General features: G+C 66.6%; 14 protein-coding genes. 4 read left to right on the top strand and 10 right to left on the bottom strand.

Features of this window, described 5'->3' with window-relative positions; translation table 11 throughout:
• The first annotated feature begins 42 nt into the window (after positions 1 to 42).
• Positions 43 to 2421 carry a TonB-dependent receptor gene (locus AC3WJR_RS14805; protein WP_492725701.1) on the top strand — a complete coding sequence of 793 codons (2379 nt, stop codon included), beginning with the start codon at positions 43 to 45 and terminating at the stop codon, positions 2419 to 2421.
• 553 nt (positions 2422 to 2974) lie between these two features.
• On the opposite strand, the gene AC3WJR_RS14800 is transcribed toward AC3WJR_RS14805, so the two are convergent.
• On the bottom strand, positions 2975 to 4216 hold the full coding sequence (locus tag AC3WJR_RS14800; RefSeq protein WP_492725700.1) for an MFS transporter: 1242 nt from the start codon (positions 4214 to 4216) through the stop codon (positions 2975 to 2977).
• Positions 4217 to 4439: 223 nt separating this feature from the next.
• Between AC3WJR_RS14800 and AC3WJR_RS14795 the strand changes: the two genes are divergently transcribed.
• Entirely contained in the window at positions 4440 to 5483 is a 1044-nt protein-coding gene (locus tag AC3WJR_RS14795; protein ID WP_492726174.1) for a YeiH family protein, read from the top strand.
• A gap of 184 nt (positions 5484 to 5667) precedes the next feature.
• On the opposite strand, the gene AC3WJR_RS14790 is transcribed toward AC3WJR_RS14795, so the two are convergent.
• Positions 5668 to 6678 (bottom strand): LacI family DNA-binding transcriptional regulator, encoded by a 1011-nt coding sequence (locus tag AC3WJR_RS14790; RefSeq protein WP_492725699.1) that lies wholly within the window; start codon positions 6676 to 6678, stop codon positions 5668 to 5670.
• A 71-nt stretch (positions 6679 to 6749) separates the two neighbouring features.
• The gene (locus tag AC3WJR_RS14785) at positions 6750 to 8375 is read right to left on the bottom strand and encodes an alkaline phosphatase D family protein (protein ID WP_492725698.1); all 1626 of its coding nucleotides are present in this window, start codon (positions 8373 to 8375) and stop codon (positions 6750 to 6752) included.
• A 95-nt stretch (positions 8376 to 8470) separates the two neighbouring features.
• Here AC3WJR_RS14785 and AC3WJR_RS14780 point away from each other — a divergent pair, with 95 nt between their 5' ends.
• A complete protein-coding gene (locus AC3WJR_RS14780) occupies positions 8471 to 10081 on the top strand; it encodes a DUF2029 domain-containing protein (RefSeq protein WP_492726172.1) in 1611 nt (536 codons plus the stop codon).
• Here the strand turns inward: AC3WJR_RS14780 and AC3WJR_RS14775 are convergent.
• The 3 genes from AC3WJR_RS14775 to AC3WJR_RS14765 are packed head-to-tail and all read right to left on the bottom strand — an operon-like array spanning position 10068 to position 12770.
• Positions 10068 to 11258 carry a glycosyltransferase gene (locus tag AC3WJR_RS14775; protein ID WP_354278904.1) on the bottom strand — a complete coding sequence of 397 codons (1191 nt, stop codon included), beginning with the start codon at positions 11256 to 11258 and terminating at the stop codon, positions 10068 to 10070. The two genes, AC3WJR_RS14780 and AC3WJR_RS14775, sit on opposite strands and share 14 nt — an antisense overlap.
• A 4-nt stretch (positions 11259 to 11262) precedes the next feature.
• Positions 11263 to 11775: a DUF2141 domain-containing protein gene (locus AC3WJR_RS14770; RefSeq protein WP_492725697.1), complete on the bottom strand. Its 513-nt coding sequence runs from the start codon at positions 11773 to 11775 to the stop codon at positions 11263 to 11265.
• A gap of 20 nt (positions 11776 to 11795) precedes the next feature.
• A complete protein-coding gene (locus AC3WJR_RS14765; RefSeq protein ID WP_492725696.1) occupies positions 11796 to 12770 on the bottom strand; it encodes a hypothetical protein in 975 nt (324 codons plus the stop codon).
• A gap of 191 nt (positions 12771 to 12961) precedes the next feature.
• On the opposite strand from AC3WJR_RS14765, the gene AC3WJR_RS14760 reads away from it, so the two are divergent.
• Positions 12962 to 14101, top strand: a complete 1140-nt coding sequence (locus AC3WJR_RS14760) for a glycosyltransferase (RefSeq protein WP_492725695.1) — start codon at positions 12962 to 12964, stop codon at positions 14099 to 14101.
• Here the strand turns inward: AC3WJR_RS14760 and maiA are convergent.
• Genes maiA through acpS form a run of 4 tightly spaced genes read right to left on the bottom strand, consistent with a single transcriptional unit; the run spans position 14085 to position 17117 of the window.
• The gene (gene maiA / locus AC3WJR_RS14755; RefSeq protein WP_492725694.1) at positions 14085 to 14723 is read right to left on the bottom strand and encodes a maleylacetoacetate isomerase; all 639 of its coding nucleotides are present in this window, start codon (positions 14721 to 14723) and stop codon (positions 14085 to 14087) included. The two genes, AC3WJR_RS14760 and maiA, sit on opposite strands and share 17 nt — an antisense overlap.
• A complete protein-coding gene (locus AC3WJR_RS14750; RefSeq protein ID WP_492725693.1) occupies positions 14720 to 15784 on the bottom strand; it encodes an AI-2E family transporter in 1065 nt (354 codons plus the stop codon). The genes maiA and AC3WJR_RS14750 overlap by 4 nt, the downstream gene beginning before the upstream one ends.
• A complete protein-coding gene (gene lepB / locus AC3WJR_RS14745; protein ID WP_354278909.1) occupies positions 15781 to 16710 on the bottom strand; it encodes a signal peptidase I in 930 nt (309 codons plus the stop codon). Before lepB ends, AC3WJR_RS14750 begins: the two co-directional genes overlap by 4 nt.
• Positions 16707 to 17117 carry a holo-ACP synthase gene (gene acpS, locus AC3WJR_RS14740; RefSeq protein ID WP_354278910.1) on the bottom strand — a complete coding sequence of 137 codons (411 nt, stop codon included), beginning with the start codon at positions 17115 to 17117 and terminating at the stop codon, positions 16707 to 16709. Before acpS ends, lepB begins: the two co-directional genes overlap by 4 nt.
• Positions 17118 to 17160: the final 43 nt, after the last annotated feature.

The raw sequence follows: 17160 nt of genomic DNA, 5'->3' as shown, positions 1-17160 counted from the left end.
GCAATACCCACCAAAGAAGTGGGATTACCGTACAGGGAGGGAATGATGATGACCAAGGGACGCTATCTGGCGGGGGCCGCAGGCTTCGCGCTGTTCGCCGCGACTCCGCTCTGGGCGCAGACCGCAGCACCTGCGCCGGTCGCCGAATCGACCGCGCCGGTGCCCAACGCCCATGACGACGCGCCCCCCGGCGACATCATCGTCACCGCGCAGAAACGCTCCGAGCGGTTGCAGGACGTCCCCGTAGCGGTCAGCGTCATCTCGGGCGATGCGCTGGCGAGCCAGGGCAAGGTCAGCCTCGAGGGCGCGCAATATCTTGTTCCCACGCTCAACTTCCTCAAGTCGGGGACGACGCTCAACCAGTCGCTGTTCCTGCGCGGGGTCGGCACGTCGACCTTCTCGATCGCGGGCGAGCCGTCGATCTCGACCGTGGTCGACGGCGTCGTGTTCGCGCGCGCAGGCGAGGCGTTCGGGGATCTCGTCGACGTCGACCAGATTGAGGTGCTGCGCGGGCCGCAGGGCACGTTGTTCGGTAAGAACGCGAGCGCGGGCGTCATCAACATCATTTCCAAGAAACCGACGCAAACCTTCGGCGGCTATCTCGAGGCGGGATTCTTTACCGACAGCGAATATCGCGGTCGCGCGGCGATCAACGTGCCGCTGGGCGACAGCGTGCGGTCGCGGCTGACGGGGTATTACACCAATTACGACGGCAACATCCGCAACACCGCCGTGAACAAGATCGTCAACGGGTTCGAACATTATGGCGGCCGCTTGCAGGTGGACGCGGATGCCGGGCCGAACGTCAAGCTCGCCTTCATCGCGGATTATCACCGCAATGACGACGATTGCTGCGGCGAGGTGATCGCGACCGGGCCGATCAACACCGCGACCGGTGCTGTCGTCACCAACCCATCGTCGGGCGTGCTGCCGACCCCGCGCGGCACCGACACGCGCTCGATCGCGCAGGATCTCGTCACGCGGACCAAGGAGACGGGCTACGGCTTCTCGCTTCAGGCGGATCTGACCGCGGGGACGCAGACCGTCACCTCGATCACCGCCTATCGCAATTACAAGAACACCGAGATCCGCGACGGCGATTTCCTGCCGGGTGCGTATGTCGGGTTCAACCAGCTGCATGATTTCGGGCCGCAGACCGGCGACACGTTCAGCCAGGAACTGCGGCTGACCTCGCCCGGCAACCAGTTCCTGACCTATGTGCTGGGTGCCTATTATTCGCGCGCGGCGAGCGAGCGGATCTTCACGCGCAACGATGTCGTGTGCAACACGACGCCGGGGACGACGCCGAACCCGTTGGTGCCGTGCGGCAGCGCGGGTGCGCCCGCCACCACCCGGCCAAGCGGCACCGCCAATTTCGGGTCGGTGTTCAAGAACATGGCACTGTTCGGGCAGGGCACGATCAATCTTGCCGAGCGGTTCCGGCTGATCGGGGGCTTGCGCTACACGATCGACCAGCTTGACGTGTTTCATTCGCGCGTGACCGCGCTTGCCGGACCGGGGATCAACCCGAATTTCGACCAGGGTGTGTTCAACGGCGGTCGGGGCGGGGGCGTCTCCAACGGCATTCCGTTCCGCGCCAAGGCGACCAACGAGAATCTGTCGGGGAAAGCGGGCGTCCAGTTCGACATCAACCGCGGGTCGACGGCGTATGCGACCTTTGCGCGCGGCTATAAGGGGCCGGCGTTCAACGTCTTCTACAACCTGACCGCTACGGGCACCAACACGATCGCGCCCGAAACGTCGGATGCGTATGAACTGGGCCTCAAGAACACCTTCTTCGACGGCAAGCTGACGCTCAACCTCGCGGCCTATTACGCCAAGTACCGCAACTTCCAGGCGAACAACCCCGATCTGGTGGCGGGCGTGGTGGTCACGCGCTTCACCAATGCGGGCGACGTGTCGACCCGCGGTGGCGAGCTCGACGCGACCTTCCGCCCGATCCGTGACCTGAGCTTCACCGGCGGCGTCGCGTACACCGACGCGCATGTCGACCAGTTCAACGCGCCCCCGGGGGCGGCGGTGGTGCCGGCGGGGACGCCATTGGGTTTCGCGCCGAAGTGGAAGGGCAACCTCAGTGCGGATTACCGCGTGCGGACCGGCGGGTTCGCGGATATCTTCCTGGGAGCGCAGGGGTCGTATCAGAGCAGCCAGTTGTCGCTGTTCTCGGCGGATGCGGTGCAGCGGCGGCTCGGGACGATCGGGGCGTACGGGCTGGTCAATCTGAGCGTCGGGCTGGCGACGCCGGACGACCGGTACAAGCTGACCTTCCAGGTGCGCAACCTGCTCGACCAGAGCTTCGCCGCATCGATCATCAACGGCGGGCCGGGGCAGGCGTATCGCTACCAGATCCCGCGCGATGCGGACCGGTATTTCGGGGTGACCGGGCGGGTGACGTTCTGATCTTTTGATCCTCCCCGGTACGGGGAGGGGGACCGCCAGCCTTCTTCAGGCTGGTGGTGGAGGGGGCTCTCCGCAAGCGGAACGCGTGTGGCGGGCACCCCTCCACCATTCGCTGAATGCTCATGGTCCCCCTCCCCGTGCCGGGGAGGATCAGTGGTTCTGCGCCTTGTTCTGCCGCGGAGGCGGGAGCCTAGGGTTACAGGCGGGGCGCGTGGCTTCTAGGCTCCCGCCTTTGCGGGAAAACAGTGGGGTTTGGTGCGGGCGCTCCCACAAACCGTTCGGGCTGAGCGAAGTCGAAGCCCCTTGCGTAGCGCAAGCCCTTCGACTGCGCTCAGGGCGAACGGAAGGGGGGCACCCGAAGTATCTAACCGTTCGGGCTGAGCGAAGTCGAAGCCCCTTGCGCAGCGCGAGCCCTTCGACTGCGCTCAGGGGGAACGGAAGGGGGGCACCCGAAGTGTCTAGCCATTCGGGCTGAGCGAAGTCGAAGCCTCTTGCGCAGCGCAAGCCCTTCGACTGCGCTCAGAGCGAACGGCGAGGGGCATATGAAAGCCCCTCAATGCGCCACCACCAGCCCATCCCCGCGTTCGCTCTCGTCGATCGGCACGATCCGCGGGATCAGCAGGTGGATCGCCAGCAATGCCGCCAGATACGACCCCGCGCAGATCGCCAGCGCGGGCGCATAGCCCCAGCCTTGCGCCAAAGCATAAGCCTGGAACTGGATCATTCCGATCGAGCACAGATTGCCGCAGAACGCCGCGATTCCGATGCGCGAGCCGACCGAGCGCGCGGGCGTGATGTCGGTCACCACCCCGAACACGTTGGTCGAAAACCCCTGGTGCGCGAACAGTACGAGCCCGAGCAGCAACGCCGCCGACCACGGGCTCGACACGCTCTGGACGAACACCACCGGCAGCACGAGCAGCGCATACCCCAGCATCGTGACCTTGCGCGCGCGATCGACGCTCCACCCCGCCGCCATCAGCCGTGATGGGAGGAACCCGCCGGTCAGCGCGCCGCAGGCCGCGAGCACATAGACCAAAGCCACCGGCAAGCCGAGCTTGCCCTGTTCCATCCCGAACAGCCGATGGAACAGATCGGGCAGCCACAGCAGCATGAAGAACCACACCTGATCCGACAGCACCTTGGCGATCGCGATCGCCAGAGTCCCGCGCGTCCACAGCACCTTGAGCCACGGAACGGGGGCGGGCGCGACCGCATCAAGCGCGACCGGCTGGATTCTGATCGAGAACCACACGACGACCCAGATCAGCCCGAGCCCGCCCGCGACGAGGAACGCCGACTGCCAGCCATAAGCGAGCGCGAGTGCCGGAATGAACAAGGGCGTGACGATCGCGCCGATGTTGGGCGCGGTATTGCCGATCCCCAAAGCGATCTGGCGGTCCTTGTGGTTGAAATAGGTCGCCGCCGATTTGACCGCGGCGGGGGTGCCGACCGACTCCGCGATCCCGAGCAGGATGCGCGCAGCGAAGAAGGCGGGGACCGTGGTGGCAAAGGCATGCGCCATGCCCGCGAGGCTCCACACCAGCACCCCGAGCGCGAAGCCGATCCGCAAGCCCACCCGGTCGAGGAACCAGCCGGTGCCGAGGAACGCGAATGCGGTCGCGACCTGGAAGGCGGTGCCCATATTGGCATAGTCCTGGTCGGACCAGCGGAACTGCGCCTCCAACGTGGGCTTGAGCAGCGCGAGGATCTGCCGGTCGACGTAATTGAGCATCACCGCGACGAACACCATCGCGACGATGATCCACCGGGCCGACCCGCCTCGCATTGCCATGAGCGTTCCCTCCTGATCTTTTGGTGCGACAACGGTGTCAGATATCGCCGGGTTCGGCTAGACCGATCGCATTCCGTCACCCCGGAGCTTGTCCCTGGGGTCACTGCGCCGCAAGACACGACGGTGCGGTGTGCGGCACGGGGAACCCCGGGACAAGCCCGGGGGAACGCAAAAGGGGCGGTGAAGCGCAATGGCATCCAGGCAACCGAACCGTCCGCTGCCGATGGCGGCCGATCTCTACGGCGACCTGTACGGCGACGCTTCGGCGAGCCCCAAGCGCGACTGGCGGGGATATCTGCCGGGGCTGGTGGTGGTGGTGATGGGGACGCTCGCCGCGGGGTTCCTGTCGGATCATTACGGCGTGCCGCTGACGCTGATGGCGTTGCTGATCGGGCTCGCGCTCAATTTTCTGAGCGCGGATTCGCGGCTGACGCCTGGATTGGCGTTCGCGTCGCGCTCGTTGCTGCGCTGGGGGATCGTGCTCGTTGGTGTCCGGATTACCTTCGGGCAGATCGTCGCGCTCGGGCCGGTCGCGTTGCTGTGCGTCGTCGGGATCGTCGTGCTGACGATGGCGGTGGGGGTGTTCGCGGCGCGGCGGTTCGGGTTCGATACCGCGTTCGGGTTGCTTGCTGGCGGGTCGGTCGCGATTTGCGGCGCGTCCGCCGCGATGGCTCTGGCGACGACGCTGGGGGAGAAGCGCACGACGCAGGCGCAGCTGACATTGGTGCTGGTCGGCATCTCGGCGATGAGCGCATCGGCGATGATGCTGTACCCGCTGGTCGCGCATGCGCTCCAGATGAGCGACCTCAAGGCGGGGTTCCTGCTTGGTGCTGCGATCCATGACGTCGCGCAGGCGTTGGGCGCGGGCTATTCGTACAGCGACGGTGCGGGCGGGATTGCGGCGATCGTCAAGCTGACTCGCGTCGCGTTGCTCGCGCCGGTGCTGGCGGTGGTCGCGGTGGGGCTGGCGCGGTTCGATCCGAACGGCGGGGCGGGCAAGGCCAAGGGGCCTGGCGTGCCGTGGTTCGTGGTCGGGTTCTTCGTGCTCGCAGGGATCAATTCGTTCGGGGTGATCCCGCCGATCGTGGCGACGGGCGCGGAAAAGGCGGCGGCGGCGATGCTCGCGGCGGCGGTGACCGCGACCGCGATCCGCTCGCCGCTGGCGCAATTGCTCGAGGCGGGGCCGAAGCCGCTGTTGGTGATCCTGATTGCTACGGTGGCGGCGTTTGCGTTTGCGCTGGGGGCGGCGGTTTTTCTGATCGGGTGAGGGGGCTCGCGCGGTGCGCGGGGCTTCGACTTCGCTCAGCCAGAACGGAGGTAGGAGGGGGGGCACGCCTTACCCCAGCCCGTTCATCCTGAGCGAAGTCGAAGGACTTGCACTGTGCGTGGGGCTTCGACTGCGCTCAGCCCGAGCGGGAGGGGGAAGACGTTCCGTCGGCCATGCAGTCCCCTCAGCCAGCCACCACCCCGGTCGATTCCCGCACCACCAGTTCGAACGGCAACTCGCGCTGCTCTGCAGGCGCCTCCGCATCGACCGGCGCGAGCAGCAAGTCCGCCGCCTGATACGCCATTTGCCGCGTCGGCTGGCGGATCGTGGTGAGCGGGGGCCAGACGAACCCGGCCATCTCGGTATCGTCGAACCCGGCGACGGACAGCTGCTCAGGCACCTTCAACCCGCGGCGATGCGCGGTGGTCAGTGCACCCGCCGCCATGTCGTCGCTCGACGCGAAGATCGCGGTCGGCGGCTGTGGCAGGTCGAGCAGCACCGCCGCCGCCGCCGCGCCCGAAGCGAAGTCGTAGCTGCCCTCGCGCACCAGCGCGGGATCGAACGCCACGTCCGCCGCCTCCAGCGCGTGCGTGTAGCCGCGCAAGCGCCGTGCGCTCGTCGCATAGCTGGGATGCCCGGCGATGAACCCGATCCGGCGATGCCCGAGCGACAGCAGATGCGTGGTCATCACCGCCGCCGCCGCCGCATTGTCGATGAAGGTCGCCGGCCCGAGCGCGGGGTCGCTCCCCGGCGAGACGCGCACGAACCGCACGCCCCTGCGCGCGAGCAGGTCGAGTACATCGGGATTGTCCGACACCGGCGGGGTGAGGATCAGCCCATCGACGTGCGTCGCGTCGACCAGGCTTTCGAGTTCGTCGAGCAAGGTGGTGGCGTTGCGATCATAAGGCTGCGCGATCATCCGCACCCCGTCGAGCACGCAGCGATCGCGGATGCCCGACTGCATCTCATAGACATAATAAGGGCTGGGATTGTCGCAGATCAGCGCGATCTGGAAGCTGCGCCGCCCGGCGAGCGAGCGTGCGGCGGTGCTCGGACGGAACTTCAACTCCGCCACCGCCGCCTGGACGCGCGCACGGGTTTCCGCGCCGACATAGCGTTCGTTGTTGAGCACGCGCGAGACGGTCTTGATCGACACGCCCGACAGTCGCGACACATCCTTGATCGTTACGCGCAATCCGTGTGCCCCCCGCGGCCGCCCCCCGGGCCTGACCCCGGTGTGCCGCAGGGCGCGCACGACGGCAACCGTCACGCCATGATATTGCGCCCGCGTGCGACAGTCGCCGTATGGCCGATCCGGCCGGCGGGGTTCTTCGTCTTGATCGTGTCGACCATGATCCAGTCGTTGCTGACGGTCGCGGGGGTCAGCGTCATCGTCATGTACCCGCGGCGGCTGGTGTCGCACCATTTGAGTTCGGGGTTGGCCTTGACCAGCGCGGCGGCGATCACCTTGGGGTCGGTCTTGCTCGCGGCTTCATAGCCCGGCGAGGTGACCGCGTGGCCGGCGAACTCGACCCCGGCGGGCTTGCCGTCCTGCCCGAGATCATAGGCCCAGGCATTGTGGCTGTCGCCCGACAGCACGACGAGGTTCGCGCCGAGGCCCTGCGCCTTGCGCAGGAAACGCGCACGAGCAGCGGGATAGCCGCCCCAATTGTCGTAATTAAACGGCAACCCGACCTTGGCCGCGGCAACACCGGAAAGCAGATAGTTGCGCGCGCGTTCGGGGGAATCGGGGGAGAGCCAGCTCATCGCCTGCGCAGGCATCACGGTCTGGCCCATGATCGTGCCAAAGCCGACGATCTGCCATTGTTGTCCCTGCCGCACCGACTGCGCCATCGCATGGGCAAGCCAGCTTTCCTGCTGCGACCCCATCATCGTGACCGCGGGGTCCATCCATGCGCCGTCGCGGAACGCCTTCAGCGCGCTGCCGGGATCGCTCGCCTCGAACAGCGGCGCGACATCGGGCTGCCTGGTGCGCGCGAGCAGCCGGGTCTCGGTGCGGAACAGCGTGGCAAGCGTGCCGATCTCGTAGGATTTCCACGGCTCGTCCGAGACCGGCATCCACTCGCGATACGCCTGGATCGACGCGGCGCGGCGGGCATTCCAGTCGCCTTCGTTCGGCTGGTGGTTCTGCGCGCCGCCTTCCCAACTGTCGTTGGAGGATTCGTGATCGTCCCACTGGACGATCATCGGATGCTTCGCGTGAAGCGCCATCAAGTCGGGATCGCTGCGATAGCTGCCGTACCGCAACCGGTAATCCGCGAGATGGAGCAACTCGCCCGCGGGGAGCGGGACGCGGCCGGCGACCTGGTCCTTCACCGCGGGATAATCGCCGGTCTCATATTCGTAGAAATAGTCGCCCAAGTGGATCGCGAGGTCGATGTCGTCGCGTGCGGCGGCGTGGGCATAGGCGTTGAAAAAGCCGTACGGCATGTTCGAGCAGGAAAAGGTGACGGTGCGGAAGCGATCGACCGGGCCGACCGGGAGCGTCTTGGTCGTCCCGACCGGCGAGAAGCTGCCGTCGGGGGCGACGAAGCGGTAGTGATAGCGCGTGTTGGGCTTGAGATTGTCGACCGTGATTTTCGCGGTGAAGTCGCGCCACACGCCCGTGATCTGCGAACCCCCCGAGACGATCCGCGCAAAATCGGGAGTCTCGGCGATTTCAGCGCGGAGTTCCGCGGTGTCGCCGGTTGCAGGGACGTAGCGCGTCCACAACAGCATCGTGTCGCTGCCGGGCTCGCCGCTCGCGACCGAATGGGTGAAGCCGCGCGCCTGCGTGACATTGGGGCTCTGCGCGAAGCCAGGCACCGCAAAGGCACCCAGGCCGAGCGAACCGGTGAGCAACAGCGAGCGACGATCGATCTGAACGGTCATGGTGAGTCTCTATGCTTGTCCCGGAAAGCCGCTCCTGCCCTGAAGATATGGCGTGCGCGTGACACTATCGGGGGTGCGTGCTACCCGGCGGCGCGATGGAGCCAACCGTTCCCGTGCGTATCGGTCTGCCCGTCCGGCTTCTGGCCGCGGTAGTGGTGCTGTTTGCGCTGCTCGCGCTGTTGCGACCGATCGATCACGACGAAAGCCAATATGTCGCGGCAGCGGTGCTGAGCGCGCACGGCGACCTGCCGTACCGCGATTACGCCTATCTCCAGACGCCGCTGCAACCATTGCTGTTTGCGCCGCTGGCGTGGTTTGCGGGTGCGTTTGCGTGGCTGGTGTTGCGGTTGGCGAACGTGGTGCTCGGCGCGCTGCTGGTCGGATGCGTCTGGCGCGCGAGCCGCGAGGCGGGGGCGACGCCGCGCGCTGCGCTGGTCGGCGCGGTGCTGTTCGCGACGTGCGACTGTTTTCTGTTCAGCATTGCAACCGCGCGCAACGATGCCTTGCCCGCCGCGCTGCTGGGGGTCGCGATGGTGCTGATCGTGCGGGCGCGCGACGGGCGGGGCAGTACGATCGGGGCGGTTCTGACGGGCTTGCTGCTGGCGGCGGCGGCGGCGGCAAAGGTGTCCTATGCGCTGCCCGCTATTGGCTATGGGCTGTATGCGTTGGTCGACCGGCGGCATCGTCCGTTGGCGGTGCTGGCGGGCGCGCTGCCGATCGTGGCGCTGGTCGGCTGGACCTGGGCGCAGGCGCCTGCGGGGTTCGTGTTCGGTACGCTCACCTTTCCGGCGCGTGCTCCCGCCGAATATTACCGTCTTACACCGTGGAAGCTGACGTGGACGGCGAAAGCGGTTGATGTGCTCAAGTTCCTTGCGCTCGGGCCGGCGTTGATCGCGCTGGTGCTGGCGGTGCGCGGGGGATGGCAGCGGGTGCCGGTTCTTGCCGTTCTGGCGGGGGCGGGGCTGGTTGCCGCGGTGCTGCCGTTTCCGACGTGGCGGCAATATTTGCTCCCGCTCCTGCCGCCGTTGTTCGTGCTGCTCGCGCTGGCGTGGCAAGCGCGACCGCCGGTGCGGTGGGTGCGGATCGTGACGGTGGTGTTCGTCTGTGCGGGGGTTGCGCCGACCGTCGCGGGGCTGATTGTTGGTGGGGGCGGTGGAACGGGGCGGGTGCCGATGCTGGCGGCGCTGCGGGATGGGCGCGCATTGCGAGCTGCGTTCGACCGGGCGGGGGTGGCGGGGCCGGTGGCGACGCTGTCGCCGCAGTTTCTGGCCGCGACGGGGCGGTTGCCGGACGTGCGCTTTGCCACCGGACCGTTCTATTTTCGCAGCCATGCGCTGGTTGCGCCGGGGGCGGAGGCGGGGTTGCACCTCTTGTCCGGGGATCGGCTAGGGGCGCTGGCGATGCCTCCAGTCAGCGCTTCCCCGGCGAAGGCCGGGGCCCAGTTGCGACCGGAGGGGTATCGGGCGTTGCGCTCACCCACCTCGACCTCCGCTACTGGGCCCCGGCCTTCGCCGGGGAAGCGTTCAGAGGATGGGGTAGGGAATGGTTCACGCTTGCCCGCCGCGATCCTCGTCGGGGGTGAGGCCAAATGGAGCAGCGGCAACCCCGCACTCGACGCGCGCCTCGAAAACTGGGCGATCGCGCATGATTATCGCGCGGTTCCGGTCGCGTCCCCGCGCCTCCGGCTCTACGTCAGGCGGCCCTGAGCAGCTTCCCCGCGCGCTTCGCGTCGACCAGCCCCTGGTAATAGTCCATCAGCTCGATCGTATGTTCGCGGTCGCTGCGCACCTTCGTCGCCGCGACCAGCGCCGCGCGGCGCAACACGCGCTGGTCGCGCGCGAACAGCCGGTGGATCGCGCTCGCCGCGCTTTGGGCATCGCGCGCGGTGTAGAATTCGGACGACAGCGGATCGGCGACTTCGGCGCAGCCGCCGGTGTCGGGCACGATCAGCGGCAATCCGCCCGCCATCGCTTCGGACGCGACCAGCCCGAACGGCTCGGCTTCCGACCCGTGGATCAGCGCGTCGCAGCTCGCGACGATCCGCGCGAGCCGCTCACGGTCATAGACCGGGCGGAACATCCGGATATGCGGCGACCCCGCAATCCGCGCCTCGATCTTGGCGCTCTCCACGCCGGTGCCGAGCAGCATCAGCCCGACCGGCAAGTCCGCGCCGGCGCGCTCGACCGCGTCGATCACCAGCCGCCAGCGCTTCTCGGGATGATGCCGTCCGAGCCCGAGCAACAGATGCCCATTGGGCGGCAGATCGCATTGCGCGAGCAGCGCCGCGCGCAGCCGGTCGTCGCGTAGCTCGGGCGAGAAATGCCCGCGCTCGATCCCCAGCGGCATCGACGCATCGATCCGCACGCCGCGGTTCTTCAGCCGCTTCTCGAGCGCGGGGCCGTTGGTGACGACCGCGTCGAAATGGACGAGGAAACTGTCCATGTAGCGGCTGTACCAGTTGAACGCGCGCTCGATCCGTTCCTGCGGCGCAAGCCCCTCCAGCCAACGCAGCGCATAGGCCGCCATATTGTCGTTGTGCATGAAGAACGATTTGACCGCATTCCCCTGCCATTGGCCGACGACCCAAGGGAGGCGCCATGGCGATGACGTTTCGACCACGTCGGGTTGCAACTGGTCGAGCAGGCGCGTGACGGGTGCGCCTTCCCAGAATATGCCGTAATTGGCGTCGAGCGGAAGGTGCCCAGTCTGCACCGTGATGACCTGCCCGCCGCCCGGGCGTTCCTCAATGCTCGGCACCCGGCCCGGTGCGATGACGATGAGTTCATGCCCGAGATCGGCCATGATCCCCATCTTGCGGTCGATATACGTCCGCACGCCCCCGCCGGTGGGGGAGTAGAATTCGTTGACGTCGACGATGCGCATCGGATCAGTCGCCCTGGATCGGCCCGAAACCGCCGAGGCCGCGCAGATATTGCGCGTGAATATCGATGGATACAACACCCTCCGGAACGACGATCCGCCCCTGCGTCACCTTCGGCCGCGACCGGCCGAGTTTGGTGTTGCTCGGGAAGCCTGCGCCATCGGCCCAGAAGTTGAACTTGTTGCGGCCGTCGCGATTGTGCGTGAACAGCAGCGCATAGGGTCCGGGCGTGGGGACGCGGATGCACAGCACGACCGGCCCGGTGGCGGGCGTGGGCAGACGCACGCGGCGGAAGAACTTGCCTTCCTTGATCAAGTCGCGATCGTCCTTGAGGAAATCGGCCTCGGTCGCGGGATAGAGTTCGAGCTTGAGTTCGCCCGTACGGTCCTTGAGCCCGTCGACCGTCACGCGGATCGCGGGGCCGCCGCCGGCGCAGGCCGCCGCGTCGCTGCCGATCGCCGCTTGCGCCGCAAACGCCGGGGCCGCCGCGAGCGACATGCCCGCGAGAACCGTCGTCATCACCAGCCTCAGCACCATCGTCAGGATTTCCTAATCAGATCGACCAGCCCGAACACCGCGACCAGTGCGACGTGAACCAGCAGGGGCAGCGCCGCCGTCACCGCGATCAACACGGACAGCTGCGCGTCCTGCCCGATCAATAGGGTGGCGAAGGTGGCAAAAAGAAGGTCTTTATTCGGCACGAGCGGCAACCGCCCGACGATCATCCGCGCCGCCGACAGCAGCAGCCACATGCCGACCGGCACGATCGGCAGGCCGTAATGCCAGGCAAAGGCGGTCAGCACCGATCCCGCGATCAACCGCAGGCAATGTACCCCGAAGATCCACCACAATGTCCGGCGCGGCAGCGAAAAGACGCGTTTGGAGAAGATCAGGAACGGCAGCGACATCGCGAACACGCCGACGACCGACCAGATCGCGGTGTGGAGTTGCGATTCGGTCATCAGTCCGACGCCGAGCGGGAGAGCGAGCGCGATGATCGCGAGCGTCACCATGTTGCCCGCGATCGCGGACAGGATGCTGACGTCCTTGACCGCGCCGAACGGTGCCGCGACCATCGACGAACGCTGTCGCGCCCAGGCGTAGAAATACGCCTCGCCCGAATAATTGAGCACGTCGTTCGCGATCCGCTTCTTGGCGAGCGCGACATAGCCTGATGCGGGGATGCCCCACAGGCGGCGGAAGATGATGAAATCGCCCGTCACCGGCGCCACGTAGAGCAGCGCGAAAAACAGATAGAACAACGGGTTGCGCGGCATCGCCGACCACAGGTTGTCGACCCCCATCGCATGCAGCTTGAGCCCGAGCCACCCGATCATGAACAGCGTCGCTGCTGCCCCGAGATAGGCTGGCCAGCGCCGCCGCTTGCGCGTCATCGGCTCGAGGCCGGCAAGATCGGGGGCGCCGGCGATCCCCGGCAGCGTCGGTATGGAGAGGGGAGCGGCAGGTGTTCCCGTCGCTGCCTCTATGCCCGGCCCGGTCGTCAATTTGTTCACGTGGCGAAAGTGTCCGCTTGTACGCCGATCAGGGGATCAGGGCGATCGATGCGCGCCCTTACCCCGAACCATGCGGCGCCGCAAATCGGCTGCGACGGGACCGTCATAACGTATGATGGTTTACCGGCCGTGCATTAATGAGGATCAGCAGGGAAACATTTGCGACACAGCGGTGTTTTAAACATCCTGTCATGTTGTCCCCGCCTGCGCCCGCTGCACATATCCTTGCTTTTGCGCAGACGCTCGACGGCGGTGGCGTCGAGAAGACGTTGTTGCGCCTGGCGGGCGCGTGGACGCAGCAGGGGCGTCGGGTGACGTTAGTGGTCGGCGATGTCGCAGGCCCGCTTGCGCGCGATATCCCTGCAGGCGTCGAAGTGCGCATGGTCGGTACGAAGACGATGATCGGCATGTCCGCGATCGCTGCGTTGACGGAGGAGATCGATCCCGACGTGCTATTCTGTCCGGGCAATCATTATACCGCGCTGGCGGCGTGGACGCGGTTGCGGCTCGGGACGCACTGTCCGCCGATCGTCGCGAAGGTTTCCAATGCGCTGGTGCGGCGCGATCACAACGCGCCGGTCGCGGCGGCGTATCGCACGTGGCTGAAATGGCATCCGAGCTTCGTCGACCGGCTGGTCGCGATGAGCCCCGCGATGGCGGACGAGGCGAGCGTGATGATGAGGATCGCGCGCGACCGGATCAGCGTGATCCCGAATCCGCCGCCACACGCCGCTACGCACGGTGCTATACCGGGTGCTGTCCCCGCGATTCCATCGGGGCGTTTTCTGCTGGGGGTAGGGCGGCTTGCCCCGCAGAAGCGCTGGGACCGATTGATCGATGCGTTTGCGCATATCGACCAACGGGACGTGTCGCTGATGATCCTTGGCGAAGGCAGCGAACGCGCGACGATCGAAGCGCGAGTCGCTGCGCACGGCCTCGATCGCCGGGTGATCCTGCCCGGTCATGTCGCGGACCCGACCCCGACGATCGCGCGGGCGACCGCACTCGCGCTGGTGTCGGATTTCGAGGGCGTGCCCGGGGTCCTGCGCGAATCGCTTGCGGTGGGGACGCCAGTGGTCGCGACCGATTCGAGCGTGGCGGTTCGCGAGATCGTGACGAGCGCGGCGGTCGGCAGTGTCGTCCAGCCGGGCGATGCCGCGGGGCTGGTTGCCGCGCTGGAACATTGGCTGGAACCGGGGCGGTCGCGCCCGAACCCGGTGCCGCAACCGGGCGAGAACGCCGCGGCGGCGTATCTCGATCTGTTCGATCAAGCGGTGCTCGAACGCCGGTTCGAGCGCCGGATAGAACAGGGCCTCAGCCGACCGGCTTGACCCGATCCGGGTGTGCGGCGGCAATCTCGGTGACCGCAGCGGCGGCGGTGTCGGCGGCGAGCAGTCGGGGGAAGGGATCGAGCGAAACGCCGAAACGCCGGGCATTGTAGATTTGCGGAACGAGACAGACATCCGCGAGATTGGGCGTGTCTCCGCCCAGGAACGGTCCCGTTCCATCCGCGGTCATCGCTTCGAGCGCCGTCAGGCCGATCTCGATCCAATGGACGTACCAGGCCTCGCGTGCCGCCTGATCCGCGCCGAACTGATCGGTCAGCCGGTTCAGCACGCGCAGATTGTCGATCGGATGGAGATCCGCGACGATCGACAAGGCCTGCGCGAAGACACGGGCCCGCGCGAGCGGTTCGTGCGGCAGCATCGGCGTGGCCGGATAAGCGGTATCGAGATAGTCGATGATCGCGAGGCTCTGCGTCAGCATGGCGCCGCCGATATCGAGCGCGGGGACGAGCCCCTGTGGATTGCGCGCGACATAGGTGGGGTCACGCTGTGCACCCGTGGTCAGGTCGATCGCGACACTGTCATAGGCGACCTGCTTGAGGTTGAGGACGATCCTGACACGATATGCCGCCGACGAGCGCCAGTAATCGTACAGGACCGGCGTCATGCCGCGTCGGCCTGCTCTTCGGCTTCCGAACTCCGCTCAAGCGCGACCTTGATCATCGCGGTCATCGGATCGGCGAGCGTCAGCCCGAGCAGCCCGAACAGCGTGCCCGCCAGGATCTGCGACGACAGTGTCAGCGCTGGCGGCAGGTCGACGGTCTTCTTGGCGACCATCGGGATGATGACATAGCCGTCCAGCGCCTGGATGAAGACGTAGATGCCGATCGCGTAGAGCCCGGTGTTCATCCCCGCGCTGAAGCCGACCGCGACCATCAGGATACCGCTGACGATCGCGCCGAGATTGGGGATGAAGGCAAGCAGGCCGGTCAGGATGCCGAGCACCAGCGCCATCGGCACGCCCGCGATCGCCAGTGCAACCCCGGTCATCACGCCTTCCAACGCCATACCGAACAGGCGTCCGGCCAGCAGACGGCGCATCGTCTTGGCCATTTCCGTGATCGTGCCCGCAAAGCGGGGGCGCATGTCGGTCGGGATCATCCACTCGACGCCGCGCCCGTACAGCCGTGGCTCGATCGCGACGAACAGGCCGATCACGAGCACCATCACCAGGCTGGCCAGCGCGCCGAACGCGATGCCGAGGTACGACGTCAACTGCCCGAACGACCCGAGCACCTGTTGCATCATTCCGTTGATGTCGACCTGTTTGGGCATGATCCCCTTGGCGGTCGCCCAGCTTACGGTCCGTGTCGCTTGGGTGATCAGGGTCTGCTGCAACTGTGCGAACTGCGCGGTGACCTGGACCCCGGTCAGCCACACCAGTCCGACCAGGAACGCCACGGTCAGCAGCACGACGATCAACAGCCGCCACGACCGCCCGATCGGCAACACGCGTCCGAGCAGCCGGACGCCGCCGTCGAGCATCGAGGCGAAGACCAGCCCGCCGAAGATGATCAGCAGCGGATGGACCAGCAGCACAACGAGCGCGATCGTCCCTGCCGTGCCGAGCCATACCGTCGCGCGGGTCAGCTCCTTGCGGACGAACGGATCGCGCAGTTCGTTGGGCGCCGGTTCGCTGACCATGCCAGCACTCGGGGAGTCACTCATTCACTACGGCTCGCATGCAAGGAGGTGCCAGCGCGTCCGCCCCGGAACGACTGACCCCAGGTCAGCGGATTCCACGAGCCAAGCCCGGTCTTCGAAAAGGTGATGAACTCGGCACGACCGCCGAGATATTCCCACGGCACCGGTCCGCCGAGCCCCTGTTCGGACAGGGGGAAACGACTGTCGGCGCTACGATCGCGGTTGTCGCCCATCAGGAAGACGTGGTTCGCCGGGATCGTGACGGCGGGGTAGTTGTCGCCGGGATACGCACCAAGATCGACCGTGTCGTAGTGCCGCCCGTTGGGCAGCGTCTCGGTGACCAGGGGGAGGCGGCAAGTGCTCTTGCCGTTCGCGCCGGTTTGAAGCGCATCGTCATATTGGCTCGAATCGCACGTCACGCCGCTTTCGGGCGAGGGGAGCGGGGTGTTGCCGTAATTGGGGATGTCGACATAGTGCAGCGGGCCGCGCTTCACCGGCACGCCGTTGAGGATGACGGTGCCGTCGCGCACTTCCAGACGATCGCCGGGGAGCCCGATCAATCGCTTGATGTAATCGGTCTTGGTCCCCGGGGGCGTGACGATCACCACGTCGCCGCGCTCGGGCAAATGCCCGAACAGGCGGCCGGGGATGAACGGCAGCAAGTGGAAGGTCGGCGAGACGAACGAGAATCCGTACGGAAATTTGCTGACGACGAGCTGATCGCCGACCAACAGGCCCGGGAGCATCGATTCGGACGGGATGTAGAACGGCTTGGCGATAAAGCTGTGGAAACCGAGGACCGCCAGGACTAACCAGAAGATGCCGCGGATTTCCGACGCCCAGTCGGTGCCGGGTTTCTTGGTCTGCGGTCCGCCGGGGGTGGCGGATGCATCCCTGGCGTCTGCGCGCGCCTTGGTCTCGTCTGCGCTCAGGGCCAGCTCCTCGCTCATGTCTTGTCCCTCGGAACCGCTTCGATGATCACGAAAGCTTGCGCCCAGGGATGATCGTCGGTCATCGTCAAATGAATTCGCGCGACGTGACCGTCAGGCGTCAACGCGTCAAGTATTGCCTGTGCCCCGCCCTGCAGATGCAAGGTCGGCGCGCCGGACGGAGCATTGACGACGCCGATGTCCCGCATGAACACCCCGCGCTTGAAGCCGGTTCCGACCGCCTTGGAAAAGGCCTCCTTCGCCGCGAACCGCTTGGCGAGCGTACCTGCCTTGGTGAACGGTCGGCTGTCGCCCTTGGTGCGTTCGATGGGGGTGAATACGCGGTTCTCGAAACGGGCGCCGAAGCGGTCGAGCGACGCCTGGATCCGCTCGATGTTGCAAAGGTCCGAGCCTAAACCGATGATCATGGCTCTCCCTCTCCCCGGGGGGGAGAGGGAGAATGTGGTGCCG

The sequence above is a fragment of the Sphingomonas sp. FW306-05-A genome, assembly GCF_058782275.1.
The sequence above is the reverse complement of the archived record's forward strand: the minus strand, read 5'-3'. Positions and strand labels throughout refer to the sequence as shown.

Bases quoted from the DNA above. Each gene is read 5' to 3' on its own strand.
- AC3WJR_RS14805 (WP_492725701.1), top strand. From the start codon at position 43: ATGATGATGACCAAGGGACGCTATCTGGCGGGGGCCGCAGGCTTCGCG.
- AC3WJR_RS14800 (WP_492725700.1), bottom strand. From the start codon at position 4,216: ATGGCAATGCGAGGCGGGTCGGCCCGGTGGATCATCGTCGCGATGGTG.
- AC3WJR_RS14795 (WP_492726174.1), top strand. From the start codon at position 4,440: ATGGCGGCCGATCTCTACGGCGACCTGTACGGCGACGCTTCGGCGAGC.
- AC3WJR_RS14785 (WP_492725698.1), bottom strand. From the start codon at position 8,375: ATGACCGTTCAGATCGATCGTCGCTCGCTGTTGCTCACCGGTTCGCTC.
- AC3WJR_RS14780 (WP_492726172.1), top strand. From the start codon at position 8,471: ATGGAGCCAACCGTTCCCGTGCGTATCGGTCTGCCCGTCCGGCTTCTG.
- AC3WJR_RS14775 (WP_354278904.1), bottom strand. From the start codon at position 11,258: ATGCGCATCGTCGACGTCAACGAATTCTACTCCCCCACCGGCGGGGGC.
- AC3WJR_RS14770 (WP_492725697.1), bottom strand. From the start codon at position 11,775: ATGACGACGGTTCTCGCGGGCATGTCGCTCGCGGCGGCCCCGGCGTTT.
- AC3WJR_RS14760 (WP_492725695.1), top strand. From the start codon at position 12,962: ATGTTGTCCCCGCCTGCGCCCGCTGCACATATCCTTGCTTTTGCGCAG.
- maiA (WP_492725694.1), bottom strand. From the start codon at position 14,723: ATGACGCCGGTCCTGTACGATTACTGGCGCTCGTCGGCGGCATATCGT.
- AC3WJR_RS14750 (WP_492725693.1), bottom strand. From the start codon at position 15,784: ATGAGTGACTCCCCGAGTGCTGGCATGGTCAGCGAACCGGCGCCCAAC.
- lepB (WP_354278909.1), bottom strand. From the start codon at position 16,710: ATGAGCGAGGAGCTGGCCCTGAGCGCAGACGAGACCAAGGCGCGCGCA.
- acpS (WP_354278910.1), bottom strand. From the start codon at position 17,117: ATGATCATCGGTTTAGGCTCGGACCTTTGCAACATCGAGCGGATCCAG.